Source organism: Hyphomicrobiales bacterium, assembly GCA_017642935.1.
Taxonomy (GTDB): Bacteria; Pseudomonadota; Alphaproteobacteria; order Rhizobiales; family MH13; genus MH13.
In genome coordinates, this window is the sequence record JAEPOK010000003.1 from 1 (window position 1) to 26,525 (window position 26,525).

General features: G+C 60.9%; 27 protein-coding genes and 2 tRNA genes. 22 read left to right on the forward strand and 7 right to left on the reverse strand.

All coding sequences use genetic code 11. The features are described 5' to 3' along the window. Positions 1-132: 132 nt before the first annotated feature. From JJ917_16235 to JJ917_16245, 3 genes are all read left to right on the forward strand, one after another. Complete coding sequence (locus JJ917_16235; GenBank protein MBO6700378.1) at positions 133-555, forward strand: DUF3489 domain-containing protein; 423 nt, start codon at positions 133-135, stop codon at positions 553-555. Between the two features lie 68 nt (positions 556-623). Beyond that, entirely contained in the window at positions 624-1,262 is a 639-nt protein-coding gene (locus JJ917_16240; GenBank protein MBO6700379.1) for a DUF2924 domain-containing protein, read from the forward strand. Further along, entirely contained in the window at positions 1,255-3,114 is a 1,860-nt protein-coding gene (locus JJ917_16245) for a recombinase family protein (protein MBO6700380.1), read from the forward strand. The genes JJ917_16240 and JJ917_16245 overlap by 8 nt, the downstream gene beginning before the upstream one ends. Positions 3,115-3,525: 411 nt before the next feature. Here the strand turns inward: JJ917_16245 and JJ917_16250 are convergent. Next, a tRNA-Gln gene (locus JJ917_16250) sits at positions 3,526-3,600 on the reverse strand. Positions 3,601-3,768: 168 nt separating this feature from the next. Between JJ917_16250 and JJ917_16255 the strand changes: the two genes are divergently transcribed. The 3 genes from JJ917_16255 (at position 3,769) to JJ917_16265 (ending at position 5,614) form a co-directional block, all read left to right on the forward strand. Further along, the gene (locus tag JJ917_16255; GenBank protein MBO6700381.1) at positions 3,769-4,812 is read left to right on the forward strand and encodes a DUF2793 domain-containing protein; all 1,044 of its coding nucleotides are present in this window, start codon (positions 3,769-3,771) and stop codon (positions 4,810-4,812) included. Positions 4,813-4,868: 56 nt separating this feature from the next. Beyond that, on the forward strand, positions 4,869-5,231 hold the full coding sequence (locus JJ917_16260) for a TIGR02301 family protein (GenBank protein MBO6700382.1): 363 nt from the start codon (positions 4,869-4,871) through the stop codon (positions 5,229-5,231). A gap of 125 nt (positions 5,232-5,356) precedes the next feature. Beyond that, positions 5,357-5,614: a hypothetical protein gene (locus JJ917_16265; GenBank protein MBO6700383.1), complete on the forward strand. Its 258-nt coding sequence runs from the start codon at positions 5,357-5,359 to the stop codon at positions 5,612-5,614. 207 nt (positions 5,615-5,821) lie between these two features. Here JJ917_16265 and JJ917_16270 read toward each other — a convergent pair whose 3' ends face one another. Further along, complete coding sequence (locus JJ917_16270; protein ID MBO6700384.1) at positions 5,822-7,165, reverse strand: dihydroorotase; 1,344 nt, start codon at positions 7,163-7,165, stop codon at positions 5,822-5,824. A 189-nt stretch (positions 7,166-7,354) separates the two neighbouring features. On the opposite strand from JJ917_16270, the gene JJ917_16275 reads away from it, so the two are divergent. The 9 genes from JJ917_16275 to JJ917_16315 all read left to right on the forward strand — a co-directional run bounded on the left by JJ917_16275 (position 7,355) and on the right by JJ917_16315 (position 15,513). Then, positions 7,355-8,197, forward strand: coding sequence for a PRC-barrel domain-containing protein (locus JJ917_16275; GenBank protein MBO6700385.1), 843 nt, complete (start codon positions 7,355-7,357; stop codon positions 8,195-8,197). A 122-nt stretch (positions 8,198-8,319) separates the two neighbouring features. Further along, positions 8,320-9,279 carry a threonylcarbamoyl-AMP synthase gene (locus JJ917_16280; protein MBO6700386.1) on the forward strand — a complete coding sequence of 320 codons (960 nt, stop codon included), beginning with the start codon at positions 8,320-8,322 and terminating at the stop codon, positions 9,277-9,279. A gap of 89 nt (positions 9,280-9,368) precedes the next feature. Further along, a tRNA-Pro gene (locus JJ917_16285) sits at positions 9,369-9,445 on the forward strand. Positions 9,446-9,643: 198 nt separating this feature from the next. Beyond that, positions 9,644-10,678 carry a fatty acid desaturase gene (locus JJ917_16290; protein MBO6700387.1) on the forward strand — a complete coding sequence of 345 codons (1,035 nt, stop codon included), beginning with the start codon at positions 9,644-9,646 and terminating at the stop codon, positions 10,676-10,678. 180 nt (positions 10,679-10,858) lie between these two features. Further along, positions 10,859-12,457 carry a cation:proton antiporter gene (locus JJ917_16295; GenBank protein MBO6700388.1) on the forward strand — a complete coding sequence of 533 codons (1,599 nt, stop codon included), beginning with the start codon at positions 10,859-10,861 and terminating at the stop codon, positions 12,455-12,457. Positions 12,458-12,728: 271 nt separating this feature from the next. Then, positions 12,729-13,946: a 5-aminolevulinate synthase gene (hemA, locus tag JJ917_16300; GenBank protein ID MBO6700389.1), complete on the forward strand. Its 1,218-nt coding sequence runs from the start codon at positions 12,729-12,731 to the stop codon at positions 13,944-13,946. A 202-nt stretch (positions 13,947-14,148) separates the two neighbouring features. Continuing rightward, entirely contained in the window at positions 14,149-14,331 is a 183-nt protein-coding gene (locus JJ917_16305; protein ID MBO6700390.1) for a hypothetical protein, read from the forward strand. Then, entirely contained in the window at positions 14,324-14,560 is a 237-nt protein-coding gene (locus tag JJ917_16310) for a hypothetical protein (GenBank protein ID MBO6700391.1), read from the forward strand. Before JJ917_16305 ends, JJ917_16310 begins: the two co-directional genes overlap by 8 nt. After that, complete coding sequence (locus JJ917_16315) at positions 14,560-15,513, forward strand: hypothetical protein (GenBank protein ID MBO6700392.1); 954 nt, start codon at positions 14,560-14,562, stop codon at positions 15,511-15,513. Before JJ917_16310 ends, JJ917_16315 begins: the two co-directional genes overlap by 1 nt. Here the strand turns inward: JJ917_16315 and JJ917_16320 are convergent. Continuing rightward, a complete protein-coding gene (locus JJ917_16320; protein ID MBO6700393.1) occupies positions 15,476-16,342 on the reverse strand; it encodes an SGNH/GDSL hydrolase family protein in 867 nt (288 codons plus the stop codon). The two genes, JJ917_16315 and JJ917_16320, sit on opposite strands and share 38 nt — an antisense overlap. Positions 16,343-16,349: 7 nt before the next feature. Then, complete coding sequence (locus tag JJ917_16325; protein ID MBO6700394.1) at positions 16,350-16,970, reverse strand: biotin transporter BioY; 621 nt, start codon at positions 16,968-16,970, stop codon at positions 16,350-16,352. Between the two features lie 112 nt (positions 16,971-17,082). Here JJ917_16325 and JJ917_16330 point away from each other — a divergent pair, with 112 nt between their 5' ends. Then, positions 17,083-18,003 (forward strand): MBL fold metallo-hydrolase, encoded by a 921-nt coding sequence (locus JJ917_16330; GenBank protein MBO6700395.1) that lies wholly within the window; start codon positions 17,083-17,085, stop codon positions 18,001-18,003. Here the strand turns inward: JJ917_16330 and JJ917_16335 are convergent. Next, on the reverse strand, positions 18,000-18,791 hold the full coding sequence (locus tag JJ917_16335; protein ID MBO6700396.1) for a DUF1499 domain-containing protein: 792 nt from the start codon (positions 18,789-18,791) through the stop codon (positions 18,000-18,002). The two genes, JJ917_16330 and JJ917_16335, sit on opposite strands and share 4 nt — an antisense overlap. Before the next feature lie 232 nt (positions 18,792-19,023). Here JJ917_16335 and JJ917_16340 point away from each other — a divergent pair, with 232 nt between their 5' ends. Further along, the gene (locus JJ917_16340) at positions 19,024-19,260 is read left to right on the forward strand and encodes a hypothetical protein (protein ID MBO6700397.1); all 237 of its coding nucleotides are present in this window, start codon (positions 19,024-19,026) and stop codon (positions 19,258-19,260) included. A gap of 21 nt (positions 19,261-19,281) precedes the next feature. On the opposite strand, the gene pdxH is transcribed toward JJ917_16340, so the two are convergent. Then, positions 19,282-19,899, reverse strand: coding sequence for a pyridoxamine 5'-phosphate oxidase (gene pdxH / locus JJ917_16345; protein MBO6700398.1), 618 nt, complete (start codon positions 19,897-19,899; stop codon positions 19,282-19,284). 160 nt (positions 19,900-20,059) lie between these two features. Between pdxH and JJ917_16350 the strand changes: the two genes are divergently transcribed. Continuing rightward, positions 20,060-20,653, forward strand: a complete 594-nt coding sequence (locus tag JJ917_16350; protein MBO6700399.1) for a hypothetical protein — start codon at positions 20,060-20,062, stop codon at positions 20,651-20,653. Positions 20,654-20,768: 115 nt separating this feature from the next. Further along, complete coding sequence (locus JJ917_16355; protein MBO6700400.1) at positions 20,769-21,830, forward strand: J domain-containing protein; 1,062 nt, start codon at positions 20,769-20,771, stop codon at positions 21,828-21,830. 7 nt (positions 21,831-21,837) lie between these two features. Here JJ917_16355 and JJ917_16360 read toward each other — a convergent pair whose 3' ends face one another. Further along, positions 21,838-24,405 carry a GAF domain-containing protein gene (locus JJ917_16360; protein MBO6700401.1) on the reverse strand — a complete coding sequence of 856 codons (2,568 nt, stop codon included), beginning with the start codon at positions 24,403-24,405 and terminating at the stop codon, positions 21,838-21,840. Between the two features lie 343 nt (positions 24,406-24,748). Between JJ917_16360 and JJ917_16365 the strand changes: the two genes are divergently transcribed. The 3 genes from JJ917_16365 (at position 24,749) to JJ917_16375 (ending at position 26,473) form a co-directional block, all read left to right on the forward strand. Continuing rightward, positions 24,749-25,681, forward strand: coding sequence for a histone deacetylase family protein (locus tag JJ917_16365; GenBank protein MBO6700402.1), 933 nt, complete (start codon positions 24,749-24,751; stop codon positions 25,679-25,681). Between the two features lie 78 nt (positions 25,682-25,759). Beyond that, positions 25,760-26,008, forward strand: a complete 249-nt coding sequence (locus JJ917_16370; protein MBO6700403.1) for an exodeoxyribonuclease VII small subunit — start codon at positions 25,760-25,762, stop codon at positions 26,006-26,008. A 21-nt stretch (positions 26,009-26,029) separates the two neighbouring features. After that, positions 26,030-26,473 carry a DUF3592 domain-containing protein gene (locus JJ917_16375; GenBank protein MBO6700404.1) on the forward strand — a complete coding sequence of 148 codons (444 nt, stop codon included), beginning with the start codon at positions 26,030-26,032 and terminating at the stop codon, positions 26,471-26,473. Positions 26,474-26,525 lie beyond the last annotated feature (52 nt).

Here is a 26,525-nt window from a genome sequence, read left to right on the forward strand (position 1 = left end):
AACTTGGTGAAGATGAGCCAGAAACTCTCACTTATGCAATCAGCTCAATTGATCCCGTGAGCGCTGACGGGGAACAGCTTTCGTCGGTGGCAGCGATGATTGGATCGCTGCGTTTAACCGACGGAGATATCAATGACCGAACTGGACATGATCACAGATACGATTGCCAGGCTGGAGGCGACGGTTGAGGCGGCTGCGGCACCCTTGACAGAAGCTGCTCAGCCTTTGACTGGAGCACCTGAGGCGCCACGGGCAAAGCGCACCAAGAAGCCCTCACCGCAATCTGCTGTTGCGCCAGCCAATCCAGAAGCGCGCAAGAAAGGTGCCGGTGCGACAACAACCAAGTCGCCACGCAGCAAGAAGGCTGTGTTGGTGGGTCTGCTGAGCCGTAAGAGCGGGGCAACGATGCAGGCCATGATGACGGCTACAGGGTGGCAAGCGCATAGCGTGCGCGCTGGCCTATCTGGTCTTCGCAAAAATGGCTTTAAACTGGAACGGCGGTCCAACCGCAAAGGCGAGACCGTTTACGCCATTGTCGAGCCCAGCGCAGTCTGATGCCGGCCCGCCAACATGAAAGAGAAGCTGGGGCACCTGTGCTTTCCCGGGCCAACCTGCAACGTCGCTTGGCCGCCATTGCGCAAGCAAAACGCGGTAATCTGCAACACCAGTGGCTCGACGTGTTTGGATCGAGACCACCCAAGCGCCTGAGCACTGCCCTGCTGGTGCTGGCTCTCAGCTATCATGCCCAAGCCGACAAGGATGATGGATTACGAGAAAGCGAATGCGCTGCGCTCGGCCTGCCCCCCGAGGGATGGCTTGGAGGTAGCACCAAGCAGCGCAGAAGGCGCAATGCTGTGTCAGCTTCCAGCACCCCGCGGCGATCATCTGCCTGCAACGCGGGTTCGGATGCTTCGCGCTTGCCACGTATCGAAACGGCAGGTCGGGCGGACGAGCATTCCATCGGGTGCGAAGAGGACGCAAACCACGTACGCGAAACCGCGCTGGTCTCAATACCGCGCCCCTCACCTCGCCCGGTTCGCAGATCGATCAAGCCAGGCACGCGTCTGCTACGTCAGTGGCAGGGGCAGACTCATGAAGTGGTCGCCGATGGCAGCAGTGGATTCATCTATCGCGGGCAGACCTATGGATCGCTCAGCGCGGTGGCACGTCTCATCACCGGAACGCGATGGTCAGGGCCAACCTTCTTCGGGATCGCCACCAAGGCGCAAGCGGATCGATCTGTGGGACAGCAAGATGCTTGAGGTGGAAGGCCAGCGTGGACGTGCTCGGGAAGCCGTTGCCAGCTCTGCGGGTGCTGGTAGTCGTAAGCCATCAAAGCCTTCGTCTAACCAGCGGGTCAGGCATTGCGCGATTTACACCCGCAAGTCGTCGGAGGAAGGACTGGAGCAAAGCTTCAACTCGCTGGATGCCCAGCGCGAGGCATGTGAAGCCTATATCGCCAGCCAGAAGCATGAAGGCTGGGTGTTGGTACCTACAGCCTATGATGATGGTGGGTTGTCGGGCGGGACCATGAACCGCCCTGCCCTGCAGGCGCTGCTGGCAGACATCGGTGGTGGGCGGGTCGATGTGGTGGTGGTCTATAAGGTCGATCGTCTGACGCGGTCCCTGGCCGACTTCGCCAAGCTGACAGATCTACTGGATGCAGCGGGCGCTTCGTTCGTATCGGTCACGCAGGCCTTCAACACTTCAACCAGCATGGGACGGCTCACGCTGAATGTGTTGCTGTCCTTTGCCCAGTTCGAGCGGGAGGTCGCTGGAGAGCGGATCCGGGACAAGATCGCGGCCTCTAAGAAGCGCGGCATGTGGATGGGTGGTATGCCACCCCTTGGATACGACGTTCGAGACAAGCAGTTGGTCGTGAATCAAAAAGAGGCAAAGACCGTTCAAACCATCTTCGAAAGCTACTTGAAGCTTGGTGCAGTCAAGGCCTTGAAGGCAGCGATGGACGCTCAAGGCGCCGTCTCCAAAGCGCGCACCATCGAGGGCAAGCCAAGCGGTGGCCTGCCAATATCGCGTAATGGCTATCACACCATCCTCAAGTGCCCGCTCTACATCGGGAAAACCCATCACAAAGGTCAACTTTATCCCGGCAACCACAAAGCCATCATAAACGATGAACTCTGGCAGGTCGTTCAAGAGCAACTAGCAGCAAACAGCTCCAACGGTGTGACCTATGGTGGTATTTGCACACGCACTGGCATTCCAAGCCATGGGACTTCAACTGCTTGTCAGGGGCAGTCGCACCGCAACACAAAAGGCTCGCACCTGCTTAAAGGCATCCTGTTCGATGCAGGCGGAGAGCGTCTGTCACCCAGCCACAGCACCAAGCGCATCAAGGGCACTCGCATCCGGGGTAGCAGCACCCGACGCTATAACTACTATGTCTCAGCATCGCTGATGCGTGGACAGTCCAAATCGGACGGCGGCGGCAAGAACGGCCTGCGTCTGTCGGCAACGGAGCTTGATGCATTGGTGATGCAGAGCCTGAAAGCGCATCTGCGCAACCGGGAATGGGTTGGCTTGATCATAAATGATCGCCTGCCGCTGGAACAGCGCAAGGACCTCATGAGCCGTTGCATCGCGCTATCCAAGGAGCTCGACGATCACCAAGCGAGCAGGTTGCGTGAGCGGGTCACCATCCATCGAGATGCGATAACAATCACGATCAACCAGCAGGCGCTGGCTCAGCAACTTGGAACTGATCCCGATGCACTCAACCCGGAATCCATCTGCATAACCCAGGCTGCAAGTATCCTACGTCAGGGACGATCTTCGAAGCTGGTGGTCGGGTCGGTGACGGTGGATGATCCTTACATCAACGACGCTTTAGTGGATCAGCTTAAGCTCGCCCATCGATGGTGGCAGGCGATGGTCACAGGAAAAGCGTCGAGCATCACTGATCTAGCAGCCCGCGAGCGTGTCGATCCATCAGAGGTCAGCCGCACCATCACGCTGGCCTTCCTCGCACCCGACATCGTCCGCGCAATCCTCAATGGGACCCAGCCGCCATCCTTGTCCCCCGACGCATTGCGACGCGCGCGACCGTTGCCAGCGGATTGGGAACAGCAGCGGAAGGCGTTACTGAGCAACTAGAAGCAGCCCGACATAGCTAAGCGGAATCGCGCAACTTCATCTGGCAAGAAACACCCCGCAACTGTCCAAGCGCAACTTCACTTGGCAGCAAATCGAGCTGCTACGCCGGCGCGCAAGTTCGTTGGGCAGCGGTGAGCGCACTGGAACTTGAAACTACACGATTATCGCAATGGCCCGTGATCCAAAACCTCGGCACCCAAGATCCACCAGGCGCCTCGGCCAAAGCGTCATAAAATCCGACAACCATGATTTGGGAAATGGCCACCGGAGAAACTCGCCCCAAATTTACCCATTCTCCCCGAAATCACTCGAAACAGAGACCGAAAATGCTGCACAATACCCAGCCAAACGCCTGAAAAGAAAACGCTTCTCCAGACGCGGACAAAAACACTCAGTTCGATCAAAAAAGGCTGGCTGGGGCGGCTGGATTCGAACCAGCGCATGGCGATACCAAAAACCGCTGCCTTACCACTTGGCTACGCCCCAATGCGCGATGGCGTTCCCTCCCATAGCTCCGATTCGAGGTCAAGGCCCTGCCTGGCCCGGGGCTTTTCCGCATGGGGATAAGGTCGAGAGAAATCCCCTCCCCCTGACACTGCCTCACTGTCGTCGGCACGCCATCGTCTGCGCCCACGCCAACCTGTTGAGGTCTCCATGGACACAAGTCCGCGCTTCGCCCTGCCCCTGATCATCGCCTCGCAAGCGCAAAAACACCTCACCCACAATGAGGCGTTGGCGCAGCTGGAAACGCTGGTTCAGCCGGTGGTGCAGGACATGGCCGCGCTTGTCCCGCCAGCCAGTCCGGCCGATGCGGAGTGTGTCGTGGTCGGCGTTGGCGCGAGTGCGGATTTTGCTGGCAAAGATGGGATGATCGCCGCCTGGATCGCCGATGCCTGGCACTTTCATATCCCGGAATCCGGCTGGATGGTGGTGCGGGCAAACGATGGCCTGGCGTTCGTGTTCGATGGCAGCACTTGGGGGCCGCTGGTTGATCTGGCCGTGCAGGACAATCTCACCCAGGTCGGTATCAACGCTGCAGCCTCGACGACCAATCGGTTGACGGTGGCCAGCGATGCCAGCCTTTTCACCAGCGCGTCCAATGACCACCGGATGGTCATCAACAAGGCCAATGCCGGTGCGACGGCGAGCATCGTCTATCAATCCGGTTGGTCCGGACGCGCCGAGATGGGGCTCTCCGGTCAGGATGGTTTGGCAATTAAGGTGAGCGCTAATGGATCGGCTTGGCACGATGCACTCTCGATCACGCCGGATACCGGGCATGTGCGCCTGCCCGCGCGTCCGCTGGGCACGTTCTACTTGGACGGCGGCACGCGCTCGTTCAGTGGCGGTGATGTTGCCGGATTTTCTGGAACCACGCGCAGTCAGGGTGGTCTGGCGCTTGGCGCTGCGCTCACAGCACCGGCCACCGGCGCTGGGCTCGCTATCACAGCCGACGGGTTCTACCAGATCACGCTATCGCTCAAAGTCGAGACGCTCGGCGGGCTGACCCTGTTAAAGAACGGCGTCGATGCAATGGCTACCTGGGAGGCCGGTCTCACCTCGGTCGGTGGGCGGACCGTCACCCTGTCGGCGATGATCGATCTCTACAATGGAGACAGCCTGGCGCTGCGTTTTGATGCAGCGGCGACGCTGTACTGCTATTCCGGCACGACGGTGATGGATGTGGTTTCGCTCTAGAACCGAGTGCCTTTCGGCGATTGACCTGTCCGATCAATCAGGGCAGGTGTCAGGCGATGAAGCGCCTCACCCTTCCCTTCCTTGCTCTCAGCCTTTGGGTCTTTGCCGCACTACCGGCGGCGGCCCAAACGCAGGCCGAAACCGATGCGGCGCTATCGCGGCTAGCTGAAATTCTTGGCGCCCTCTCGCATTTGGAAGTGGTCTGTAATGAGCCGGCGCGCTCGCGTGGCGATATGGAAGCGCTGCTGGCCAGCGAAGAACTTTCTACCGTGCGCCAATCGGTGCTGATCGACGCGTTCAATCGCGGTTTTCGAGGCGTCGCCAACACCCACCAGCGTTGCACATCGGCCAGCGAACGGCTGATCGAACGGCACCATCAGCGCGGCGCGAGCATCGTGGCGAGCCTCCTCGACGAGTAGTGGCCTCGCCTCCCGCCGCCCAAATGGTTAACGGCGGTCAACCTTTCGTTTACGCTTTGTTGAGGGATTTGCCCACTGGCGCGGGGCCTGTGATAGGCATTGGTCAGTGACGTTGGAGACGACCCTTGACCCTTGCTGCTCCCACCCCGCCCGCTCCCGAGCCGGAGAGCGATCGACGCGAGGCGATTGCCTTCATGCTGGACGCCTTCGATGCTGGCCGCGAGGCCGGCATTGAAAACCGGGCGCTGACACGGGCGGCGCTGTTTCAATCGATCATGCACATTGTCGATGAACTGGGCGAAGAGGGCGCGGCACGCTTTTTGCGCACCAGCGCCAAGGGCGTGCAGTCGGGCTACTACTCGCGGCCCGACACCGTCAATTAGGGTGTTTTGCGTTTAGCTTGAATCGCAATTCGCTGCCTCTCCCTTCGGTCGAACGCGATTTGCGATCAGACTGTCTCAGATAAAACGCAAACGCCTTAGTCGCGACTTCGACCCTGTTGGTCGCGACAAACAGCAGTTTGTTCCAGACGGAAGGCCAATTTGGTCGCGACAAACGGCCAGACCGTCTGGTTCCGTCTGGTCGAAACGCTACCCCGCGACAGGCCCGAGAGTTTCAACAAAACTTGCCGCCTCACCCGTTGAGGGCGTGGCAAGATCACCCTCCCACATCACGCGATGACCGCGCACGACGGTGCCGACCGGCCAGCCTGACACCTCCATACCGGCATAGGGCGTCCAGCCGCAGATCGAGGCAATCCAATCATCGGTGATGGTCTGCCGGCGCTTCAGATCGACGATGGTGAAATCGGCATCATAGCCGCGGGCGATGCGGCCCTTTCCGGCCAGGCCAAACAGCCGTTGCGGCCCGTGGCTGGTCATGTCGACGAACCGCGCCAGCGACAGGCGACCTTCAGCGACATGATTCAGCATCACCGGCACAAGCGTCTGAACGCCCGGCATCCCCGCCGGGCTTTGCGGATAGGGCTTGTCTTTTTCTTCGCGGCTATGCGGCGCGTGGTCGGACCCGATGACATCGGCAACGCCCTGTTCAACGCCCCACCAAATGCCAGCGCGGTGCTCGGGTGAACGGACCGGCGGGTTCATCTGCAAATAATTCCCAAGGCGCGGATAGTCATCGGAGGACAGCGTCAAATGATGCGGCGTCACTTCCACCGTGGCGTGGCGCTTGTGCTTGGCGAGGAACGGCATCTCATCGGCGGTTGAAATGTGCAGCACATGAATGCGCGCGCCGGTTTCTTCGGCCAACGCAACCAGGCGCTTGGTACATTTCAGCGCTGCTTCGGCATCGCGCCAAACCGGATGCGAGGACGGATCGCCCTCAACACGCAGATGCGCGCGCTCACGCAGGCGTGGTTCGTCCTCGGAGTGGAAGGCGGCGCGACGGGCGATGTTGGAAAGAATTTCGCGCACGCCAGCATCGTCTTCGACCAACAGATTGCCGGTGGACGACCCCATGAAAACCTTGATGCCAGCCGCGCCCGGCAGACGCTCCAGTTCGCCGACCTCATGAGCGTTTTCGCGCGTGCCGCCGACCCAGAACGCAAAGTCGCAATGCATGCGATGATGGCCGCGGCGGACCTTGTCGGCGAGCGCGGCCTCATCGGTCGTGGTCGGGTTGGTGTTGGGCATTTCGAACACGCAGGTGACGCCACCCATGACCGCCGCACGTGAGCCGGTTTCAAGGTTCTCTTTGTGCTCGGCGCCCGGCTCGCGAAAGTGCACCTGGCTGTCGATGACGCCGGGCAAAATGTGCAGGCCGGTGCAGTCGATGACGTCGCCAGACTGGCTGGCATCGAGGTTGCCGATGGCAACGATCTTGCCGTCGGTGACGCCGACATCGCGCAAACCCTCGCCGTCATGATTGACGACGGTGCCGCCCTTAAAAATTCGGTCGAACGTATCTTGCGGCATGGTTTGGCTCCCTTCGCAGCCACGTCTATCAGCCTCGCCACACGCACGGAAGGGCGATTGCTACCTACTCATCTTAACATAGGTTAAGCCCCCGAAAAAAAAGAATAATTTCTGCGGAACCAACAATCTTGCACTCCGTTTGATCGTCATTGGCAGCGCTGTGCTGCCCTTCTCAAAGGGAGACTTCTCATGAAACAATTGCTTGCAACCACGGCCATCGTAGCGGCCCTCGGCTCGACCGCGTATGCCGACGATCATATGTCCACAGCGCTGCTCGATTATCAGGTTCAATCGGAGACTGACCTGGCAGCATCCGATCTGATCGGCATGCGCATCTACGCATCCGAAAACGACATGGAAACCGGCACCACGATCAACGTCGGTGACAATCAGGAATGGGACGATCTGGGCGAAATCAATGACCTGTTCGTGACCCGCGATGGTGAGGTGGCCGCTGTCATTCTTGGAATTGGCGGTTTCCTGGGCATCGGCGAACGCGACGTCGCCGTGGACATGTCAGAGATCCGTTTCGTCAACGAAGACGGCGAGAACGGCGAGTTCTTCCTGGTCATCAATGCGAGCCAAGCTGAGCTGGAAAACGCACCAGCCTTTGAGCGCCACGACTCCGCTGCGAACCAGATGGAAGATGGCATGGCTGCAACCGAAACGCCGATGAATGCCGATGCAGAAACTGACCGTATGCGCGAACGGTTCACGACACCGGTGGTCGAGCGCGACGGTTACGTTGAAGCAGGCCGCGCCGAACTGACCACCGAGATGATGACCGGTGCCCGCGTTTACGACACCAATGATGCCGACATTGGTGAGGTCAGCCAGCTGATGGTGTCCGATGACGGCATGATCGACAACGTCATCATCGATGTCGGTGGCTTCCTCGGCTTGGGCGAAAAGCCGATCGCCGTCTCCTTCGATGAGCTGCGCATTCTGCGTACTGACGATGGCACCGATATCCGCGTTTACATCGACGCCACGGAGTCGCAGTTGGAAGAGCAGCCAGCCTTTTCCGGCTAAGCTTAGACCCAACACAAAATCAATTTTGGGGTCGGCCTGTGCCGGCCCCTTTTTCTTGCGTGGTCGCGCCGACGCACAGATCGAACGCTGGCATCCGCGATCAACCGTGCTATGCGCGCGCCATGGAAACGCTGATCCTTGCTCTCAACGAACCGACCTGGCGCGACCGAGCGCTTGGCGTGCTGCGCGCGGGCGGCGTTGTCGGCGTGCCGACCGAAACGGTCTATGGGCTGGCAGGCGATGCAACGCGGGCCGACGCCGTGGCCGCGATCTACGCCGCCAAGGGGCGGCCATCGCACAACCCATTGATTGCCCATGTCGCGGACCTCAGGATGGCCGAGCGCTTGGCCCTCTTCGATGCGCGCGCCCTCAAGCTGGCCAATGCTTTTTGGCCAGGGCCTTTGACGCTCGTCCTGCCGCTCCGCGAAGTGGCCGGCCTTGCGCCGGCTGTGACCGCCGGTGGCGATAGCTTGGCGGTCCGCTGCCCGAGCGGACCCTTGCGCGAGTTGGCGGAAGCCCTTGACGCTCCCCTTGCCGCGCCAAGCGCCAATCGATCGGGTCACGTGTCATCCACGACCGCGCATCACGTGTTGAGCGATCTGGAAGGCAGAATACCCCTGATCCTCGATGGTGGCGCCACAGCACTCGGCTTGGAGTCGACCATTGTGGACGTTCGCGGACCCAAGGCGCTGCTCTTGCGGCCAGGGGCGATTGACGCTGATCGGCTGGAGGCAGTTCTCGGGGAGATGATCACCACACCTACAGCCTCTGAGGCCGCTCCAGTCGCACCCGGGCAATTGGCCAGCCATTACGCGCCAAGCGTGCCGGTGCGGCTCAATGTGCCGGTCGAGGCGGTGCGCCCAGGCGAAGCCTATTTGGGGTTTGGCGATCATGCCCTCAATGACCATCCCAATCTTTCAAAAAAGGGTGATCTCGCAGAGGCCGGTGAGCAGCTTTATGCGCTGCTTCGAGTGCTGGACAACAAGAATCCGACCGCCATCGCCATCGCGCCAATCCCCACCAACGGGCTTGGCCAAGCGCTCAATGACAGGCTGCAACGGGCCGCCGCGCCACGAGGGTGAGATGGGTGTTGCAGCGCCAAATTGATGGCGTTATACGGGTGCCTCGCCGCCGAAGACCGACCAGGACTTCACCGAAAAAAGCGGCCTGTCGGAGCGTAGCGCAGCCTGGTAGCGCACCTCGTTCGGGACGAGGGGGTCGGAGGTTCAAATCCTCTCGCTCCGACCATTTCTGCCAGCTCGTCACACCACCGAATGAACCCTGGGCCGCGTCAAAACGACCCCAGAAAACTGCTGTTCATCGGCGTTTCATGCATGCCCAATCGCGCGATATCTGATAGAGGCAGGCTGTAAGCGAGTCCCAGAAGACTGCGGCGCGGATGATTTTGTCTGCAGAGTCCGCTCATGAATAGCGGTACGACGACCTATGCCCGACCCTTCCGTTTCAACGACCGATGTGCCGCCAACGCGTGATCCCCGCGACTGGGTAAAAATCCTTTCGCGCTATCGCGAGCCAAGCGCGCCGCGCAGTTGGTTCGAGCTTGCCGTCACGTTGGGGCCCTTCGTCCTGTTGTGGGGTTTGGCCTGGTGGTCGCTGGGCGTCAGCTATTGGTTGACCTTTGCGCTGTCGCTTCTCAACGCTGCGTTCCTGTTGCGCCTGTTCGCCATTCAGCACGATTGCGGCCATGGCTCGTTCTTCAAGAACCGCACCATCGGGGATTGGCTTGGACGGGTGATCGGCGTGCTGACGCTAACCCCTTACGATGTCTGGCGGCGCACCCACGCCATCCATCACGGCGCGTCGGGCAATCTTGGACGGCGCGGCATTGGCGACGTTCAAACGCTGACGGTGGAAGAGTATCGCGCGCTCAAACCGCTCAATCGCTGGCTCTACCGGCTCTATCGTAATCCGATCATTCTGTTCGGTCTGGGTCCTGGTTATCTGTTTTTCCTGGAGTACAGGCTGCCCATCGGGCTGATGGCGCAGGCGAAATACTGGGTCAGCGCAATGGCGACGAACGCCGCGATCTTACTGGCACTGCTGGTTGTTTTCTTCACTGGCGGCTTAATGCCCATCCTGCTGATCTTTTTGCCGACCACGCTTTTGGCGGCGATGGCCGGGGTGTGGCTGTTCTATGTGCAGCATCAGTTCGAGACCACGCATTGGGCCACCAACGATGACTGGCAATTGCACGAGGCCGCCCTTGAAGGCAGCTCGCATTATGTGCTGCCCAAGGTTCTGCAGTGGGTCACGGCCAATATCGGCATCCATCATGTGCATCACCTTTACAGTCCGATACCGTTTTATCGGCTGCCCGAAGCGCTGCGCGATCACCGAGAATTGGCCGATACCAATCGCATGACGATCCGCCAGAGCCTGGCCTGCGCGCGGCTCCATCTTTGGGACGAGCGCAGTCATCGGCTGCTCTCCTTCTCCCAAGCGCGGGCCTGCCCCGTTTAGGCCACAACGGGTCCGCCGGACGGGGGTCAGCGCGACGCTTTGCGCCATTTGGCCCCAAACTTGCGTCACATTTGAACCGAATGCCGTTCACGCGATGCTTACGAAGCCGCGCTAAGGTGGGCGGATTCAAAGCTTTGTCGCTGTCTGCCCCATTGTCCGCTGCCTAACCGAGCCACCTCCATGCAACCATCCTTCTCCGTTACCGACCCTCTTTGGCTGATCATCGCCTTCGGTCTGGGGTTCGGCGCGCGCGCTATTGGGCTTCCCCCCATGGTGGGGTACCTGGTGGCAGGCTTCGCGCTGGCAGGATTTGGGATGCAATCCGGCCCGCTGCTGGAAGGGCTCGCCAATCTCGGCATCACGCTGATGCTGTTCACGATTGGCCTGAAGATCTCGCTGAAAACGCTGCGCTCGCCGGAGATTCTAGGCGTTGCGACAACCCACATGGCCATCACGTTTGCGGTCGCGACGCTGTTCGTCATGGGCCTCGGCGTGGTTGGTCTGGCGCTGTTCGACGGCATCAGCTGGCAGACGGCGGCACTGGTCGGCTTTGCCCTGTCGTTCTCGTCGACTGTTTTCGCCGTCAAAGTGCTCGATGAAAAGGGCGAGATCGCCTCCCGCCACGGACGCATCGCCATCGGCATCCTGGTCATCCAGGACATCATCGCGGTGGTCTTCATGGCGGCGTCGGAAGGCGTGATGCCAAGTGTTTTCGCGCTCGGCCTGTTCGCCCTGGTGTTTGCGCGCAAACCGCTCGACAAACTGGCCAACAAGGCGGGCCATGGCGAGCTGCTGCTTTTGTTTGGGTTTGGCATGGCGATCACTGGCTACGCACTGTTCAGCGCGGTCGGCCTTAAGGGCGATCTGGGCGCCCTCATCTTCGGGCTGCTGCTGGCCAGTTCCAGCAAGGCTGATGAGCTCAACAAGGCGCTTGGCGTCTTCAAGGATGTGTTCCTGATCGGCTTCTTCCTGTCGATCGGGCAATATGGCCTGCCTGATGTTACCGTCGCGGTTACCGCCATCGTGCTGTTGATCTTCATGGTCGCCAAGACCAGCCTGTGGATGGTGCTCTTCTCGCGCTTTCACTTGCGCGCGCGGGTGAGCTTTCTCTCCACGCTGACGCTTGCCAATTACTCGGAGTTTGCGCTGATTGTGGCCGCCGTTGCCTTCGAGGCCGGATGGATCGAGGCTGAGTGGCTGGTCGCTTTGGCGGTGTTGGTGGCGCTCTCCTTCTGTGTTTCCGCGCCGCTTTCCAGCAACGCCAACGCGCTGTTCGCCAAATGGCGGCCAAAGCTTCAACAGTTGGAATCGCCGCGTTTCCTGAAGGAAGATCAGCCCATTCCGCTGGGCGATGCGCGGGTTCTCATCTTCGGCATGGGCCGCGTTGGATCGGCGGCGTTTTTGAACGTTGCCAATGATGACCCTGAAACGGTGATCGGTTTCGACATCGACAACACTGTGGTCGACAAACACTATGACCTCGGGCGCCACGTGCTGCGCGGGGATGCCAACAACCCAGAACTCTGGGCCAAGCTGAAAGGCTTCAAAACCCATATCGGACTGATCGTTTTGGCAACGCCGCACCAGCAATCGAACCTATCGGCGATCGCGCTGCTGCGCTCGGAAGGCTACCGCAAAAAGATCGCGACCATCGCCTTCTATCCGGACGATGAAATGGAGCTTTATGCCGCCGGCGCCGACAGCGTCTACAATGTCTATCAGGAAGCCGGCGACGGCATCGCTCAAGAAATTGGCGGCATCCTGCGCCCTGCCGCTTAAGGCCTGCCTGACTCACCCGGCATGAAAGGTGCGGCAATCGGTGTCAGGGCGAAAGCCGGGGCCGGGTTGATCCAAAACAATGGCAATGCTGTAAGCTCGTTTAGAACGTGTCTAAACGTGTGATCCGTCTGTAAGGCATCCGCTCTAAGACCCTTGCCCATTGGTGGGGATGCGGATGGTACAATGTTAGGATTTGCGCATGATGATGCGGCATTGGCCCGTTTAGGCGCCAAACACGGACAAGATGGCGTCGGGACCCGGGAGCACGCAGATGAATTACGAAGGCTTTTTTCAATCCGCGCTGGATGGGTTGAAAGAGGAAGGCCGCTACCGCGTCTTCGCCGATCTGGAACGCCACCGCGGCAATTTTCCAAAAGCGACCCGCCACCGCGAAGACGGCACCGTGCAGGAAGTCACGGTGTGGTGCTCCAACGATTATCTGGGCATGGGCCAGCACCCCAATGTCATCAATGCGATGCATGAGGCGGTGAACCGCTGCGGCTCTGGCGCCGGCGGCACGCGCAACATTTCCGGCACCAACCATTATCATGTGAAGCTTGAGCGTGAACTTGCCGATCTGCATGGCAAAGAGTCCGCATTGCTCTTCACCTCCGGCTATGTGTCGAACTGGGCCTCGCTCTCCACGCTGGCGGCCAAGCTGCCCGATTGCGTGGTGATTTCCGACGCCAAGAACCACGCCTCGATGATCGAAGGCATTCGGCACTCACGCGCTGAAAAAATGATCTTCAAGCATAATGATCCCGAAGACCTGGAGCGTAAGCTCGCCAGCATTGCGCCTGGTCGGGCGAAGATCGTGGCGTTTGAATCGGTTTACTCGATGGATGGCGACATCGCGCCGATCAAAGAGATTTGTGACGTTGCCGACAAGTATGGCGCGATGACCTATCTGGACGAAGTGCACGCCGTTGGCATGTACGGTCCGCGCGGCGGCGGTGTGGCCGAGCGCGAAGGCTTGATGGACCGCCTCACTGTGATCGAAGGCACGCTAGGCAAGGCCTTCGGTGTGATGGGCGGCTACATCACGGCCTCTGAAGCACTGTGCGATTTCGTGCGCTCGTTTGCGTCGGGTTTCATCTTCACCACGTCGCTTCCACCGGCGCTGGCTGCTGGCGCGTTGGCGTCCATCCAGCACCTGAAGGAAAGCGCCAGCGAGCGTGAAGGCCAGCAGGCGGCTGTCGCCAAGGTGCGCAAGCTGCTCGACAAGGTCGGCATTCCTTATATGCCCGCGCCAAGCCACATCATCCCGGTGATGGTCGGCGATGCGAAGAAGTGCAAGTTCATCTCCGACGTGCTGCTTGATCAGTATGGAATTTATATCCAGCCGATCAACTATCCGACCGTGGACAAAGGCACCGAGCGCCTGCGCATCACGCCGGGACCGCTGCACACGGACGAAGATATCGGCAATCTGGTGAACGCACTATCCGACCTCTGGTCGCAATGCGCGCTTTCGCGGGCTGTCGCCTAAAAAGCTTTTCTAACCGTTCTTCGCGCCGCATTGCAGCATTGGCGTTTGTCCTCGTGCTAGCCCCTTGCTAAGGTTGCCGCGTGGGCGGCGATCAATGGTGAGTGGTGTGAGGATGCGGGACAACGTGCCTCCAACCAACGACAGATCTGCACGCCTTAAGGCGGCGCTTAGAGACGTTGTACGCAGCTGCGACGGCGACCGTTTGGCGCGCCATCTTGGACTGCGCAGCGCTGCCGCTGCCGAAGCCCTGCGCGCCAATGAGGCCGCTCTTGATCATCTTGTTTTGCGATTGGCTGAAGGCTGCAAAGGCCTGGACGCCGCCGATGCCGCCGCGCACGCGCGCACGCTCTTCAAACCCTCTTTGGGAGGTGCTGGCGATGCGTAAGGTTCTTTCCGCCCAGGAACTGGCCACACAGCTTGAGGGCCAAACGCCTAGCCCATCGCTGGACGAAATTGTGACGCCAACAGCGGACGATCTTCTGGCACTTACCGAGGCTGCGATCGGCGATGTTGAGGATGTGCTGCCCCTAACCGACGCGCAACGTGAGGCGTTGCGCATGGCGCTGCGGCAGCGGCTGTTTGGGTCTCTGGCGGGCGACACGGACGGCATGTGATGAACCGGCTCGACCCGCGCCTGGAAGCACGCAGCACGAGCCGCGTGCTCGACTCTGAACTGCTGTCGCGCTGGTCGGCCGACGGGTTCGCTCTGGCCCAAAAACTCGCTCGGGCGCCACTGACAGTCACTGGCGGGTTCGCCAACACGCGTTTGACGCTGGCCCTGCCATCCGGAACACCCGAACCTCCAGACATCCTGGTACCGGTCCCGGTTGACGGCCACGAGGTCGAAATGGCGTTCAGCGCCTCGGCTCTTGATTGGCTGGTTGGCTTGCTCGACCGCGACCAAGCGCCAGGCGCTGGACGAACGCTTTCCTTCGATGCGATGGAAGCCCTGCTTGCAGGCTTGCTCGCGCCGCTTAACTTGGGCGGAATCGGTCGAGCTCGGCTCGCCACGACTAGCGATAACAATGACGTTGCAAGCGCAGTTGCCGTGCTCCATGGCGAGGGCACCGCAATCCCTGTGCTGGGCACCGACGCTGCGCTTCTGGCGTTCCACGCGCGCATCGCCGCGAAGACCGACCGGCTGGTCGCGGCGCCGCTATCCTATTTGCGCGTGCCGGATTTCGCCTCCCCCGCAGTGATGGTGGAGACCCTTGTTGGCATGGTCCGGCTTGATGCGGATGAGCGTGGCGCGCTGGAAGCCGGTGGTGGTGTGCGCCTTGATGCCCATTGGCCCGGCGGCCGTTGCTCGGTCGGTCGCCGTTTTGTGGCCGACCAAGAGGCTTGGCGCATTGATGCCTGCCTCTCCGGTGATCCTTTGATCGTGCGTTCCGGCATGGCCGCGCGGCCATTGGATGATCCGGCGCTCGCCACGACATTGATCGACGATGGCGCGCTGGAGCTTCTTGACGGGGATAAGGTCGTCGCGACCGGTCATCTGGTGAGCCTTGCTGAGCAGGGCCAACCGCATCCTATCTTTGTTTTGGATGGTACGGCGTCGCGTCCTTAAGACGCTTGGCATCCTTGCGCTTCTTGCGGGCACGACGCACCGGGTCCTTGCTCATCAGCGCATTCACCGCCTCTTCGGCCCACAGAGCATAGCCCTCGGCGTTCACATGGAACCCGTCGGCTGCAAAGCCAGACTGCGGGAACGTCATGCGGCGCTCGAAACGCTCAATGCCGCGCCCGGCCGACAGGCAGGCGGCGAGCGCATCCAAAACGTCGGAGCGGAAGGTAAGACAGGTCTTGAGCGGCTGCGGCAGCACCGGAAAGATCGTCATCGGCGAGATTGGCCAATGGGCGATCATTGCGCTGGGGAACCGCGCTTTCATGGCGTAGATCAGGCCGCCGAAACCATCGATGAACCGACGCGCTGTGTGGAAATTTTTTGCATCGTTCATGCCGATGACGACAAAGACCAGATCGAAGGCATCGTTTGGCAGGTTCGGCACCACATGATCGCGCAAATCCGCGCTGGTGGCCGACGAGTTGCCGGAGATGCGCAACGCGATGGGACGATTGAGACGGTCCGATAGGCGCGTCGCCATCTGCATAGCGAGCCCGTCATCCAGATCAGCGGCACCGATGCTGGAAACCGAGGAATCGCCGATGATCAAGACACGGTAGGCTTTGCCCGTCAGGTGGCCACCGACCAGGCCATCAACCGGCCCATTGGGCGGCAGCAGCGAGATGGTGCTGCGGCGAATGCGCAGCCCCTGCCAGAAACAGACCGGCAGAAGGAGCCAACTCGCCCAGGCTTTCAGCCGATTGGAGCGGACGATGCGCGCCAACGCGTTTTCGCGCGGCGCCCTGCCGTCCGTTGCCAACCGGCCGAACAAGGGTTTGTTACCCGCGCGGTTTGAGCAGCGCCATACCGGCCGGCACGGCGAGCGCGGCGAGCGCAAGCTTGGTGGCATCGCCCAGCAGGAACGGCAGCACGCCATGGGTGATGGCGCCATTGAACCCGATCAATGTCGACAGCCACGCAACGCCGAGCACGAACAGGGCGGTCAGACCTACCAGCATGGCGAGCGCCATTTTCGGGATGGATGTCGACCAGCCGCGGTCCGCCGCTGCACCAACAATGGCGGCGCAGACCACGAAGCCGGCCAGATACCCACCGGTCGGGCCCATCATGTAGGCAAGGCCGATGCCGCGCTCAGGTGAACCGGTAAAGACCGGCAGGCCCATGGCGCCCTGGGCGAGATAGAGCAGCACCGTGGCGATCGCGAGATTGCGGCCATAAGCAGCCGCCAGCGCCAAGATCATGAAGGTCTGCATGGTCATTTCGACCGGATAGAACGGAACCTTGATCTTGGCCGAAAGCGTCAAGAGCAACGTGCCCACCAGCGCCAGGCCGACAAAACGCAAAGCGCGGAACGCGGGGCTGGTCTCGGCCGATTGCGGCCAAAGACGGTCGGCCAAAGTGGGAGCAAAGCCAGAAGGGGCAAGGGAAGCGGTGGCCATTAAGTGGTCTCCATGGATCGGACGGATGTGTTTGACCTTGCTTAAACCGCTGCTAAACGGCCTGCAAGGGACGCGGGGTCCCGCCAATGGGCTAGTGAGTGGCTTATGAGTGATGCCGATGCAGTTTGATCGCACGTTCAAAGCACAGCCTGGCGAGGTCGTTGAAATCCGGCCAGGCATCCGGCGGATCACCGCACCTAATCCCGGCCCGATGACCTTTACGGGAACCAACAGCTATCTGATCGGCACCGACCGGCTGGCGGTTCTGGACCCGGGTCCGCAGGACGAGGCGCATCTTGACGCGTTGCTCTCCGCAATTGGTTCAGCACCGGTGGATGCCATTCTGGTTACCCACACGCACAGAGATCATTCGCCCCTGGCGCGGGCGCTGAAGTCAGCCACCGGCGCGCCAATCCTGGGCGCTGGCCCCCATCGCTTCGCCCGCGAGGTTCGCGATGGCGATGCCTCGCTTGATGTCGCGGTGGACCAGGACCATGCTCCCGATCATGTGCTCGACCATGGCGCACGGATCGACGTCGGTGGCGGCACAATCGAAGTGGTCGCGACGCCGGGGCACACGGTGAACCATCTGTGCTTTGCGCTCGAAGCTAGCGGGGTTTTATTCTCCGGCGATCATGTGATGGCTTGGTCAACAAGTCTGATTGCGCCGCCCGATGGCGACATGAGCACCTATCTGGAAAGCCTCCAACGCCTGCTTCGGCGTCAGGATGCGCTCTACCTGCCGGGCCATGGTGCCAAGCTCAACGATCCGCTGAGCTATGTCGAAGCGCTGTTCGCCCACCGGATGGGCCGGGAGAGCGCTATCCTGGCGGCGCTGGAATTTGACACCTTGTCGGTAAGCAGTCTCGTTGACCGGCTGTATGACGGGCTTGATCCGCGCCTGCGCGGCGCGGCGGGGCTGTCGGTTCTGGCGCATCTCGAGCGGCTTGAGGCGCTTGGACAGGCGTCCAGCATTCCCGGGTCGGACGCGCTCTGGCAGGCCGGCCCGTTGGCGTTCGATAGAAACGATTAAAGGTCGGAGACGGGCGGCGGCGTCGCTTCGATGGCCAGAAGAAAACGCTGCAAGACATCGTCGAGCACCGGCGCGTTGGTGCCAAAATCGTGCAACGGGATGTTGGCCAACGCACGCGCATCGATGGTCGAGCCTTCGCCGTCATCGGCGATCCGCATGGCGATGTCGTGTTCGACCAGGAGCAGCGAGCCAGGCACGCTGAACTCGGCCTCAAAACTCAGACCGTTTTCGGTGTCGAGACGTGCCAGTTCCCATCCGGTGGAGGCGGCAAACGCCTCCAGCACCTCAGCCACATGCCAGCCGGGCCGCTCGACATAGGCGGTGGTGAGATCAGGATGGGCAAGGCGCAGCCGAATGCGATCGCCGGGCGAGGCTGCATCCAACGGCAGTTGGGCTGCTTCGCTATTGCCCTCCTGGCCAAGGATCTCAAACTGAGGCGGGTTGTTCACATTGGTGGCAAGGTCGGGATAGCTTGGCGTTTGGGTGACGATGTAGGTGAGCGCCGTCACGCTGACCAAAACCGGAAGCGACCAGATCAGGGCCAGCGTGGCGTCGGCGGTGCCAAGCCCGGTGTTCGCCCAGATGTAGTTGAGGCTGTAGATCGCCAGCGCCAACGCGACTGTCCCCAGGGTCGCAGATGCAGCCAGCCCAACCAGCGCGCCGGGTAGTGTCACGACGCCGGCACCGGCCAAGGCGACCGCCGCCAGTAATGTCATCAAGGACAAGGCGGCCAGTACGCGGGCGCGGCGCGGAGCGTTGAACGGTCGTCTGATGGGGCGAAAGCGCATGGCGCGTGTTGGCCTGAAACGATGCGGGAGGAGGCGATACCGGCGCGAGCTATGCCGAGAATCACTGCTTTGGGCAAGCGCTGCGGCGTTGTTGCACTCTGGTTGACGGAATTTTGCGCCTTTGCGTGGCCGCTGCCATGGTTTGGCCGCAAGATGATGAGAGCTGACCGACGCGCTGCACCGAAGGTGTAGCGTTTTCTTTTTTTCACCTGAACAAAGGACTGAGAACCTAGTGACCCTTGCCACCTCCGGTGCAGACCAATTCAACGACACTTCGTACAGCACCGACGCAACGCCTGCCGTCAAGACGGCCTTTGATTGCGATATCTTGACCCTTGCCCGCGACGCCAATGCCCATGCCAAAGGCGCCCGCACCAAAGCTGCTGACCAGCGTGATCCGCTGGATGCGCTTTACAAGCCACTGGGCAACAAAGATGTCGCCTGCGTTCTGAAGGCGGTGGGGCGCTAAACCCCTCAATCTCATATGCGATTACGGATAAAGGCGGGTGCTCGTCCAAGACGCATCCGCCTTTTGCCGTTCAAAGACCACCCGGTCGTGCAGGCGAAATTCGCCGTCCTGCCAGAGCTCAAAAATCTGCGGTTCCAGTTGAAACCCCGACCAGTGCGGCGGACGCGGCACCGGCTTGCCGGTTTCATCATCGGCGCCATACTGCTCGGTGAGGTCAGCGACCCGCCTGCGCAACGCATCGTTTGTCTCCAGCGGGCTTGATTGCTTGGAGGCCCAAGCGCCGATGCGGCTGCCGCGTGGGCGGCTGGCGAAATAGGCATCGGCCGTTGCATCGCTGACTTGGGCAATCGAACCGCGCACGCGGACCTGGCGCCGCAGGGTTTTCCAATGAAAACACAATGCCGCCTTTTTGGCGCCAAGAAGCTCTTCCCCTTTGGTGCTGGTTAGATTTGTGTAGAAAACAAACCCCGCTTGCGCCACCGCCTTGACCAAAACGATCCGCGCATTGGGCAGCCCTTCGGCATCGACCGTGGCGAGCGTCGCGGAATTGGGATCGTTGGGTTCGGACGCGCTGGCATCGGCCAGCCAGGCGTCAAAAACAGCGTAGGGATCAGGCGCGTTCAGGAATTCGGTGCTCATTAACACTTCCCACAGGCTTTGGTGGAACACTAGACCATGGCTGATGTCGCCTGTTCGTGCGGCATTGTCCAGCGAGATGGGACATGCGCGACGGGGAGCTATCGTCGCATGTCTTGATGCAAGGCCCGCCCAGTGTGTGCGTAATAGGGGGCGCCCGGTCATGGTGAACCAAATCAATATGCGTGTGAGCGCAGCACCTTTACGGCTTGTTGCAGTGGGCGGTTTAGCGCTTGCCCTGAGCGGTTGTGCGAGCGTGTCCGTGCCGTTTGGCAACGTGTTCGGTGCCAAACCTGAGCCTTTGCACACCGCATCCATCGACACGACCGATACTGACTCTGAACCCTCCGTCGATGCGCCGATGCCGCCGGAGCTTTCCGCCGTTGCGCCCGTTGCGCCGGCAGCGCCAAGCGAGCCGTCTGAGCGCCCGGCCGATGATCTTATCGCCAGCCTGCCGAGCGAAAGCGAGCCGCGGGTGACGCTGACGCAGGCCGATCTTAATGCGATGGGCCGCGCACTCACCCATGTTCTCTCTACGGACGAGGATGCAGGCACCTTTTCCTGGTCGCACGAGGCGACTGGCCGATCTGGCCTGATGACACCGTTCCGTCAGCTAAGTTCATCGAGCCAAGGCGCCTGCCGCGTCGTCAGCGTGGAAATCACCGACAATGGCAAGGACACGATCTTGCTTGCCGACGCCTGCATGCAGAACGGGTCGTGGGTGTTCGTGACCCCACGCGCCGGTCAAGTTCTTTAAGGCTGGCTTTTAGGCATAAAAACCTATCGGTGCTGGTAATCGGCGCCCTGCACACTTACATACCGGCAGAATTCGTTTCTCCCCCCGCAACCGGTATGTCCGAGTTTGGTGATTCATGCGTGACCCGTATTCCGTTCTTGGTGTGACCAAAGGCGCGGACAGCGCGGCGATCAAGTCCGCGTACCGCAAGCTCGCCAAGAAGTACCATCCCGATCAAAACCCCGATGACCCCAAGGCCAAAGAGCGCTTTGCCGAGGTTTCGTCGGCCTATGATATCGTCGGTGACGATGAAAAACGCCGAGCGTTCGATCGCGGCGAAATCGATGCCGAAGGCAATCCGACTATGGCTGGCTTTAACCCGTTCGGTGGTGGCGGGCGGTCACGTGCCCAAGGCGGAGCCAACCCGGCGTTTGAAGACCTTTTTGCGACCTTCACGCAGGGCCGCGGCCCCAACTATCGCAGCGCTGGATTCTCCTCCGGCGGCGGTTCAGCGGAAGACATTTTGAAATCCATGTTTGGCGGCGGTGGCCCGGACATGGGCGGCATGGGCGGCGCCGGAATGGGTGCCGACCCGCGTATGGGTGGTGCCGGTATGGGCGGACCCGGAATGGGTGGCGCTGGCATGGGTGGTCAGGCCCGGCGGCAGCCACGCCCGGCCAAGGGCGACGATATCAAAGCGACCGCCCGCGTGACCCTGGAAGAGGTGTTGGCTGGCGACAAGGTTCAGGTTTCGCTGCCCGGACAAGGCGCGGTGAAGATCGCCCTGCCTGAAGGCGTTGAAGACGGTCAGACGATCCGCCTTAAGGGCAAAGGCAAAGCCTCGGCGACCGGCGGCAAGCTAGGTGATGCTCTGGTGACGGTGAAGTACGCTTCGCATCCGAGCTTCAAAACCGATGGCAGCACGTTGTTGATGGAGCTGCCGGTAACGCTGGATGAGGCGGTTCTTGGCGCGCGCATCAGCGTCGAAACACTCGATGGCAAGGTGGCACTCACCCTGCCAGAAAACGCGCAATCAGGACGGACCATGCGGCTGAAGGAACGTGGCCTGCCGACCAAAGGCGGCAAACGCGGCGACCTCTTGATCAAAGTGCTGATCAAGCTGCCCGAAGAAGGCGACGAGGCGCTCGCCGCGCTGATGAAGCGTTGGCGCACCGACGGTCGTTACACGGTGCGGTAGCTTCCCGTTACGCGGGTAGCGTTTGGGCGAGGACCGCGCGCAAGCCGGCGTCGGTGTAGGGTTTGGTGAGGACCAGTTTTTCGCGCAACGCATTGGGCATATCAGCTGAATCCCCATAGCCGCTGGCAAAGACGAACGGGATCGACCGCGCCTCCAAGGCTTCGGCGACTGGTATGCTGGTTTCATCACCAAGATTGATGTCCAGTAGCGCCACCCGAGGCGGAGCCTTGTCCAGCGAGGTCAGTGCCGCGTCGACTGTGCTCGCGACGGTTACCTGATCAAATCCAAGACCGAGCAGCGTATCTTCCGCGTCCATGGCGATGACCACATTGTCTTCGACGAGCAAGACATGCCCCTCGAACGTCGTTGCATCGACCGTGGTCTCGACCATGTCTTGCTTGCGTGGTGCCACCGGTGAGGTGTCCTCGGTGACAAAACGGCCGGGCACCAGAAAGTTGGCGCGTACGCCCGTGACGGCATAATCGATGGTTGCCTCGCCTTGCAGTTCGAACGGAATGGACCGTTCGATAATGGTCGAACCGAAGCCGCGCCGGCTCGGTGCCTTGACCGGCGGGCCGCCTTTTTCGCTCCAATCGACGACCAACGAGCCGGTGTCATCGATCTGCCAATCGATATTGATTTGGCCGCGACTGTCCGACAGCGCGCCATATTTGGCCGAGTTGGTCACCATCTCATGGAAAACGAGCGCCATGGTGGTGAACGACTGCGGATCGAGAAGCACCCGCGGGCCATCGAAGCGCACCCGTTTGGCTTTGTCGCCAAGGTAGGCCTCGACCTCGTTCTCCAGCATGGCTTTCAAGCTGGTCGGCGACCATTGGTCGTTCGTGAGTTGATCATGGGCTCGGGCCAGTGCCTGGATACGACCGCCAACTTCGGAGGCGAATTCCGCTACCGTGGAGCTGCCGTCGCCCGTCTGCGCGACGATGCCGCGCACCAAGGTCAGTATGTTGCGGACCCGGTGGTTGAGCTCGGCGATCAGAAGGTCCTGCGTGGCTTGCGCCTGCTCACGCACCTTGTTGCTTTCATCGACGGAACGAAGAATGACCTCGAGCAGTGTGGTGCGCAGCGACTCAGCCAGCTCCAACTCCGTGGGGGACCAAGGCTGTGATTTGCCGCGCACCATTTCGCGCCAGGCATCAAAGCTCTTGCGTGGCGTGAGCCGGACACCATTCGGCCCCAGCTCAACTGGTTTGTCCGGGTTACCGGCCCAGGTCACCGAGCGCGCCACCTCACCACGGGTCAGAACGAGATAGTCGCGCGGTTTGCGCGAAACCGGGATGGCAAGAATACCTGCAACACGATCAACGTAATCGCTGGCCGGTTCGTGGTGGGCTGCCAAATTGTCGGTGGCGTAAATTCGGCTCGCGCCGGTCTGGTTGAGGAATCGAACCAGGCCCTGCATGTCCTCCTGAGTCAGCCCGCGGCCGGTGGCGGCAAACGCGCCGTCCACCCAAATCGACGCACCATCGGCTGCGATGACATCCTGAAAACTGTCAATCAGCGACTCAAGGTTTTCAAACACTGACCCCTGCACGGAGATTGTCGCCATCAGCCTGTCGTGGACGGCGCGGCCATCGCGTTCGATGTGTGAGCGTTCGCGGCGCTCGCGGTTGGCCAGTTCCAGCGAGAACATCTGGCCGAACAATTCCGCGATGGTCCGCCGCTCAAAGCCAACCACTTTTGGACTGAAATTGTGGCAGGCGAACAGGCCCCAAAGCTCGCCATCGACGATGATGGAAATCGACATGGAGGCGGCCACACCCATGTTGCGCAGATATTCCAGGTGGATGGGTGATACAGCCCGCAGCGTGCTCATGGATAGATCGAGCGGTTCGCCTTCTGGCGAGATGTCGGGCACGATTGGCGCGGTCGCACCGTCAACATCGGCAATGATCCGCAACGGGTTGCGCAGATAGAGCGCGCGTGCTTGTTTGGGAATGTCCGAGGCCGGATATCGAAGGCCGAGAAAGCTTTCCACGCCTGCACCGCACGCATCGGCGATCACCTCGCCGCTATCGTCGGGCAAAAACCGATAGACCATGACGCGATCGAACTCAGTGACGAAGCGCACCTGGCGCGCCGCCTGTGTGAAGAACCGGTCCATTCGCTCTTGTTGGGCGAGCTTGGCCATCATCGAGCGGACCATCGGCACCGCATCGAGCGCCGTGTCGTCTTGGGTCGGCTCGAACTCAATGACGATCAGATCATCGGAGAGATGGACCGCCACGTCGAAACGGCGATCATCGCCAAAAAGATCAAGCGCAAACAGGCGTTCGTTGATACCAGCGATCTGGAGCCATTGCAGGCGGTTGCGAAGATCGTGGATCGCCCCGTCCGTCAGAACTTCGGAGGCCTGCAATCCCAGAAGCGCGTCGGCCGACTTATCGCAGACCTCTCCGATGTTCGCGGAAGCACGCGCAATGATCCAATCCGCGGACACCGCCAAAAGGTAGCCGAAAGCCTGGACGGCGCCCGACAAATGGATCGGCTCACGGTCGCAATTGGTGATGTCGACCGCTTGCTCCTCGGGGCGCGAGGACGGAGAATTTTTCATGGACTTGGTACAAGGCCGCTAAGCTGGGAAACCGACAAGACCCTATGGGTTCGCGATCAACCCGTCCATAATCTAAGTTAAATAAAGTCGAATGCGCAAAACCGGTTTATCCCGCTTTTTACTTGCTAAGCCGACACGCAAATTTGCATGAAAATACTCGTTCAGCGTTTTCTGGGCTTTGGTTCGCCAAGAACACCGTGGCCGCGCACCCTTGATCCTTGGCAAAGGTTGATCCCGCCAAGGCGGCTATGACACTGTCGTTACGCGCATAAGATGCGCACCGGGCCGCCCTCACCTGCAAGAATAACAAGCGGCGGCCAACGACCAAGTCCGGGGGACCTGCATGCACCAGACGCTCTACCTGTCGCACCCGTCCTATCTGGACCATGCGACACCGACCGGGCACCCGGAACGACCGGACCGCATTCGCGCCATCGACAGGGCGTTGGAGGCCGAGGCGTTCATGTGCCTGGACCGTGACGTCGCACCCTGGGGCACGCTCGATCAGGTCGCGCTGGCGCATCCGCTCAACTACGCCACCGATATCCGCGATGCCTGCCCCGATGAAGGTTTGGTTCGGATCGACGCCGACACAACCGTGTCGCCGGGAACATGGGAAGCGGCCATGCGCGCCGTTGGCGCCGCCTGTCAGGCCGTCGATGAAGTGATGACGCGCAAGGTCAAAAACGCGTTCTCCGCCTCGCGTCCACCCGGACACCATGCCGAATATGCCCAATCGATGGGGTTTTGTTTTTTCAACAATGCTGCCATCGCCGCGCGGCACGCCAAGGCCGAGCATGGCGCAGAGCGCGTGGCGATCATCGATTTCGATGTTCATCACGGCAATGGCACGCAGGATATTCTCTGGAACGACCCGTCGATTATGTACGCCTCGACCCATCAGGCACCGCTTTATCCGGGGACAGGCGCGGTGATCGAGACCGGTGAGCACGACACGATCGTCAACGCGCCGCTGGCCTCCGGCGATGGCGCTGAGCAGTTCAACGAGGCGTTCGTAGAAGTGCTGTTGCCGCGTTTGCACGCGTTCAAGCCCGACCTGGTGATCATCTCCGCCGGCTTTGATATGCATTCACGCGATCCGCTGGCCAACATCCATCTACACGAGCCGGACTTTGTTTGGGTGACGGAAAAACTGATGAAGCTTGCCGAAGCGACAGCCGGCGGGCGCGTGGTTTCCCTGCTCGAAGGCGGCTACGATCTTCAAGGCTTGTCACGGTCGGTCGCGGCGCACGTATCGACGCTTATGCAGGCCTAATTTGGCCTTCACCACCGGTTGCTCTTGACCTAGCGCGCCCGATCCCGCCACGCTTTTGGGCAGTAACAGGAGCGCATCATGAGCGAATCGGACGAAAACTCCGTCGACAGCCTGACCTTTGAGACCGCGATGGCGGAGCTTGAGCGCATCGTCGATCGGCTGGAGCGCGGCGAGGTGGCGCTGGAGGATTCCATTGCGATCTACGAGCGTGGCGAAGCCCTGAAAGGCCGCTGCGAAGCCCTGCTGAAAGCCGCCGAAGAACGGGTGGAAAAAATCCGCCTGTCCTCAACCGGCGAGCCGGCAGGCACAGAGCCGCTTGATTCCTAACCCATGACGGGACGCTGACCCTTGCTTGGACCGTTCGCGCTGTTTTGCGGGGTGGTCATTCTGGCCGGCTGGTTCTTTCTGATCCGCGATTGGCTGGCTAGCGCCAACTGGTCGTCGGTGCGCGGCACGGTGCGCGGCGTTGATGTGGCGGCCATGCAATCCACCGACCCGCTGCGCCCTTGGAAGCAGGTGGAGGGTTTCCGGGCCATCATTCGCTATGCCTATGAGGTGGACGAGCAGACCTATGTGGGCGAGCGGTTTTCGGCGACGCGTGACCCGTTCTTTGCCACCGAAGCCGACGCCAACGCCTTTTTGCAGCGCTTTCCGCTTCGCTCGCAGGTGAGCGTGCGCATCGATCCGCGCAATCCAAAGCAATCCTTGCTGCAACGACGCCTGTCGCCCGCCGATGCCCTGCCAGGCTATCTCGGGCTCGGCTGCCTGATGGTGGGACTGCTTCTGCTCTAGGCTGAATCACGAACGATCTGCCGTCCAATGTCACAAAAACTTTGACAGTGTG

Coding starts and splice junctions, on each gene's coding strand:
- JJ917_16360 (MBO6700401.1), bottom strand. CDS start 24,405: ATGAAAAATTCTCCGTCCTCGCGCCCCGAGGAGCAAGCGGTCGACATC.
- JJ917_16350 (MBO6700399.1), top strand. CDS start 20,060: ATGGTGAACCAAATCAATATGCGTGTGAGCGCAGCACCTTTACGGCTT.
- JJ917_16335 (MBO6700396.1), bottom strand. CDS start 18,791: ATGCGCTTTCGCCCCATCAGACGACCGTTCAACGCTCCGCGCCGCGCC.
- JJ917_16315 (MBO6700392.1), top strand. CDS start 14,560: ATGAACCGGCTCGACCCGCGCCTGGAAGCACGCAGCACGAGCCGCGTG.
- JJ917_16370 (MBO6700403.1), top strand. CDS start 25,760: ATGAGCGAATCGGACGAAAACTCCGTCGACAGCCTGACCTTTGAGACC.
- JJ917_16275 (MBO6700385.1), top strand. CDS start 7,355: ATGAAACAATTGCTTGCAACCACGGCCATCGTAGCGGCCCTCGGCTCG.
- JJ917_16365 (MBO6700402.1), top strand. CDS start 24,749: ATGCACCAGACGCTCTACCTGTCGCACCCGTCCTATCTGGACCATGCG.
- JJ917_16255 (MBO6700381.1), top strand. CDS start 3,769: ATGGACACAAGTCCGCGCTTCGCCCTGCCCCTGATCATCGCCTCGCAA.
- JJ917_16295 (MBO6700388.1), top strand. CDS start 10,859: ATGCAACCATCCTTCTCCGTTACCGACCCTCTTTGGCTGATCATCGCC.
- pdxH (MBO6700398.1), bottom strand. CDS start 19,899: ATGAGCACCGAATTCCTGAACGCGCCTGATCCCTACGCTGTTTTTGAC.
- JJ917_16270 (MBO6700384.1), bottom strand. CDS start 7,165: ATGCCGCAAGATACGTTCGACCGAATTTTTAAGGGCGGCACCGTCGTC.
- JJ917_16260 (MBO6700382.1), top strand. CDS start 4,869: ATGAAGCGCCTCACCCTTCCCTTCCTTGCTCTCAGCCTTTGGGTCTTT.
- hemA (MBO6700389.1), top strand. CDS start 12,729: ATGAATTACGAAGGCTTTTTTCAATCCGCGCTGGATGGGTTGAAAGAG.
- JJ917_16245 (MBO6700380.1), top strand. CDS start 1,255: ATGCTTGAGGTGGAAGGCCAGCGTGGACGTGCTCGGGAAGCCGTTGCC.
- JJ917_16330 (MBO6700395.1), top strand. CDS start 17,083: ATGCCGATGCAGTTTGATCGCACGTTCAAAGCACAGCCTGGCGAGGTC.
- JJ917_16355 (MBO6700400.1), top strand. CDS start 20,769: ATGCGTGACCCGTATTCCGTTCTTGGTGTGACCAAAGGCGCGGACAGC.
- JJ917_16325 (MBO6700394.1), bottom strand. CDS start 16,970: ATGGCCACCGCTTCCCTTGCCCCTTCTGGCTTTGCTCCCACTTTGGCC.
- JJ917_16290 (MBO6700387.1), top strand. CDS start 9,644: ATGCCCGACCCTTCCGTTTCAACGACCGATGTGCCGCCAACGCGTGAT.
- JJ917_16235 (MBO6700378.1), top strand. CDS start 133: ATGACCGAACTGGACATGATCACAGATACGATTGCCAGGCTGGAGGCG.
- JJ917_16280 (MBO6700386.1), top strand. CDS start 8,320: ATGGAAACGCTGATCCTTGCTCTCAACGAACCGACCTGGCGCGACCGA.
- JJ917_16310 (MBO6700391.1), top strand. CDS start 14,324: ATGCGTAAGGTTCTTTCCGCCCAGGAACTGGCCACACAGCTTGAGGGC.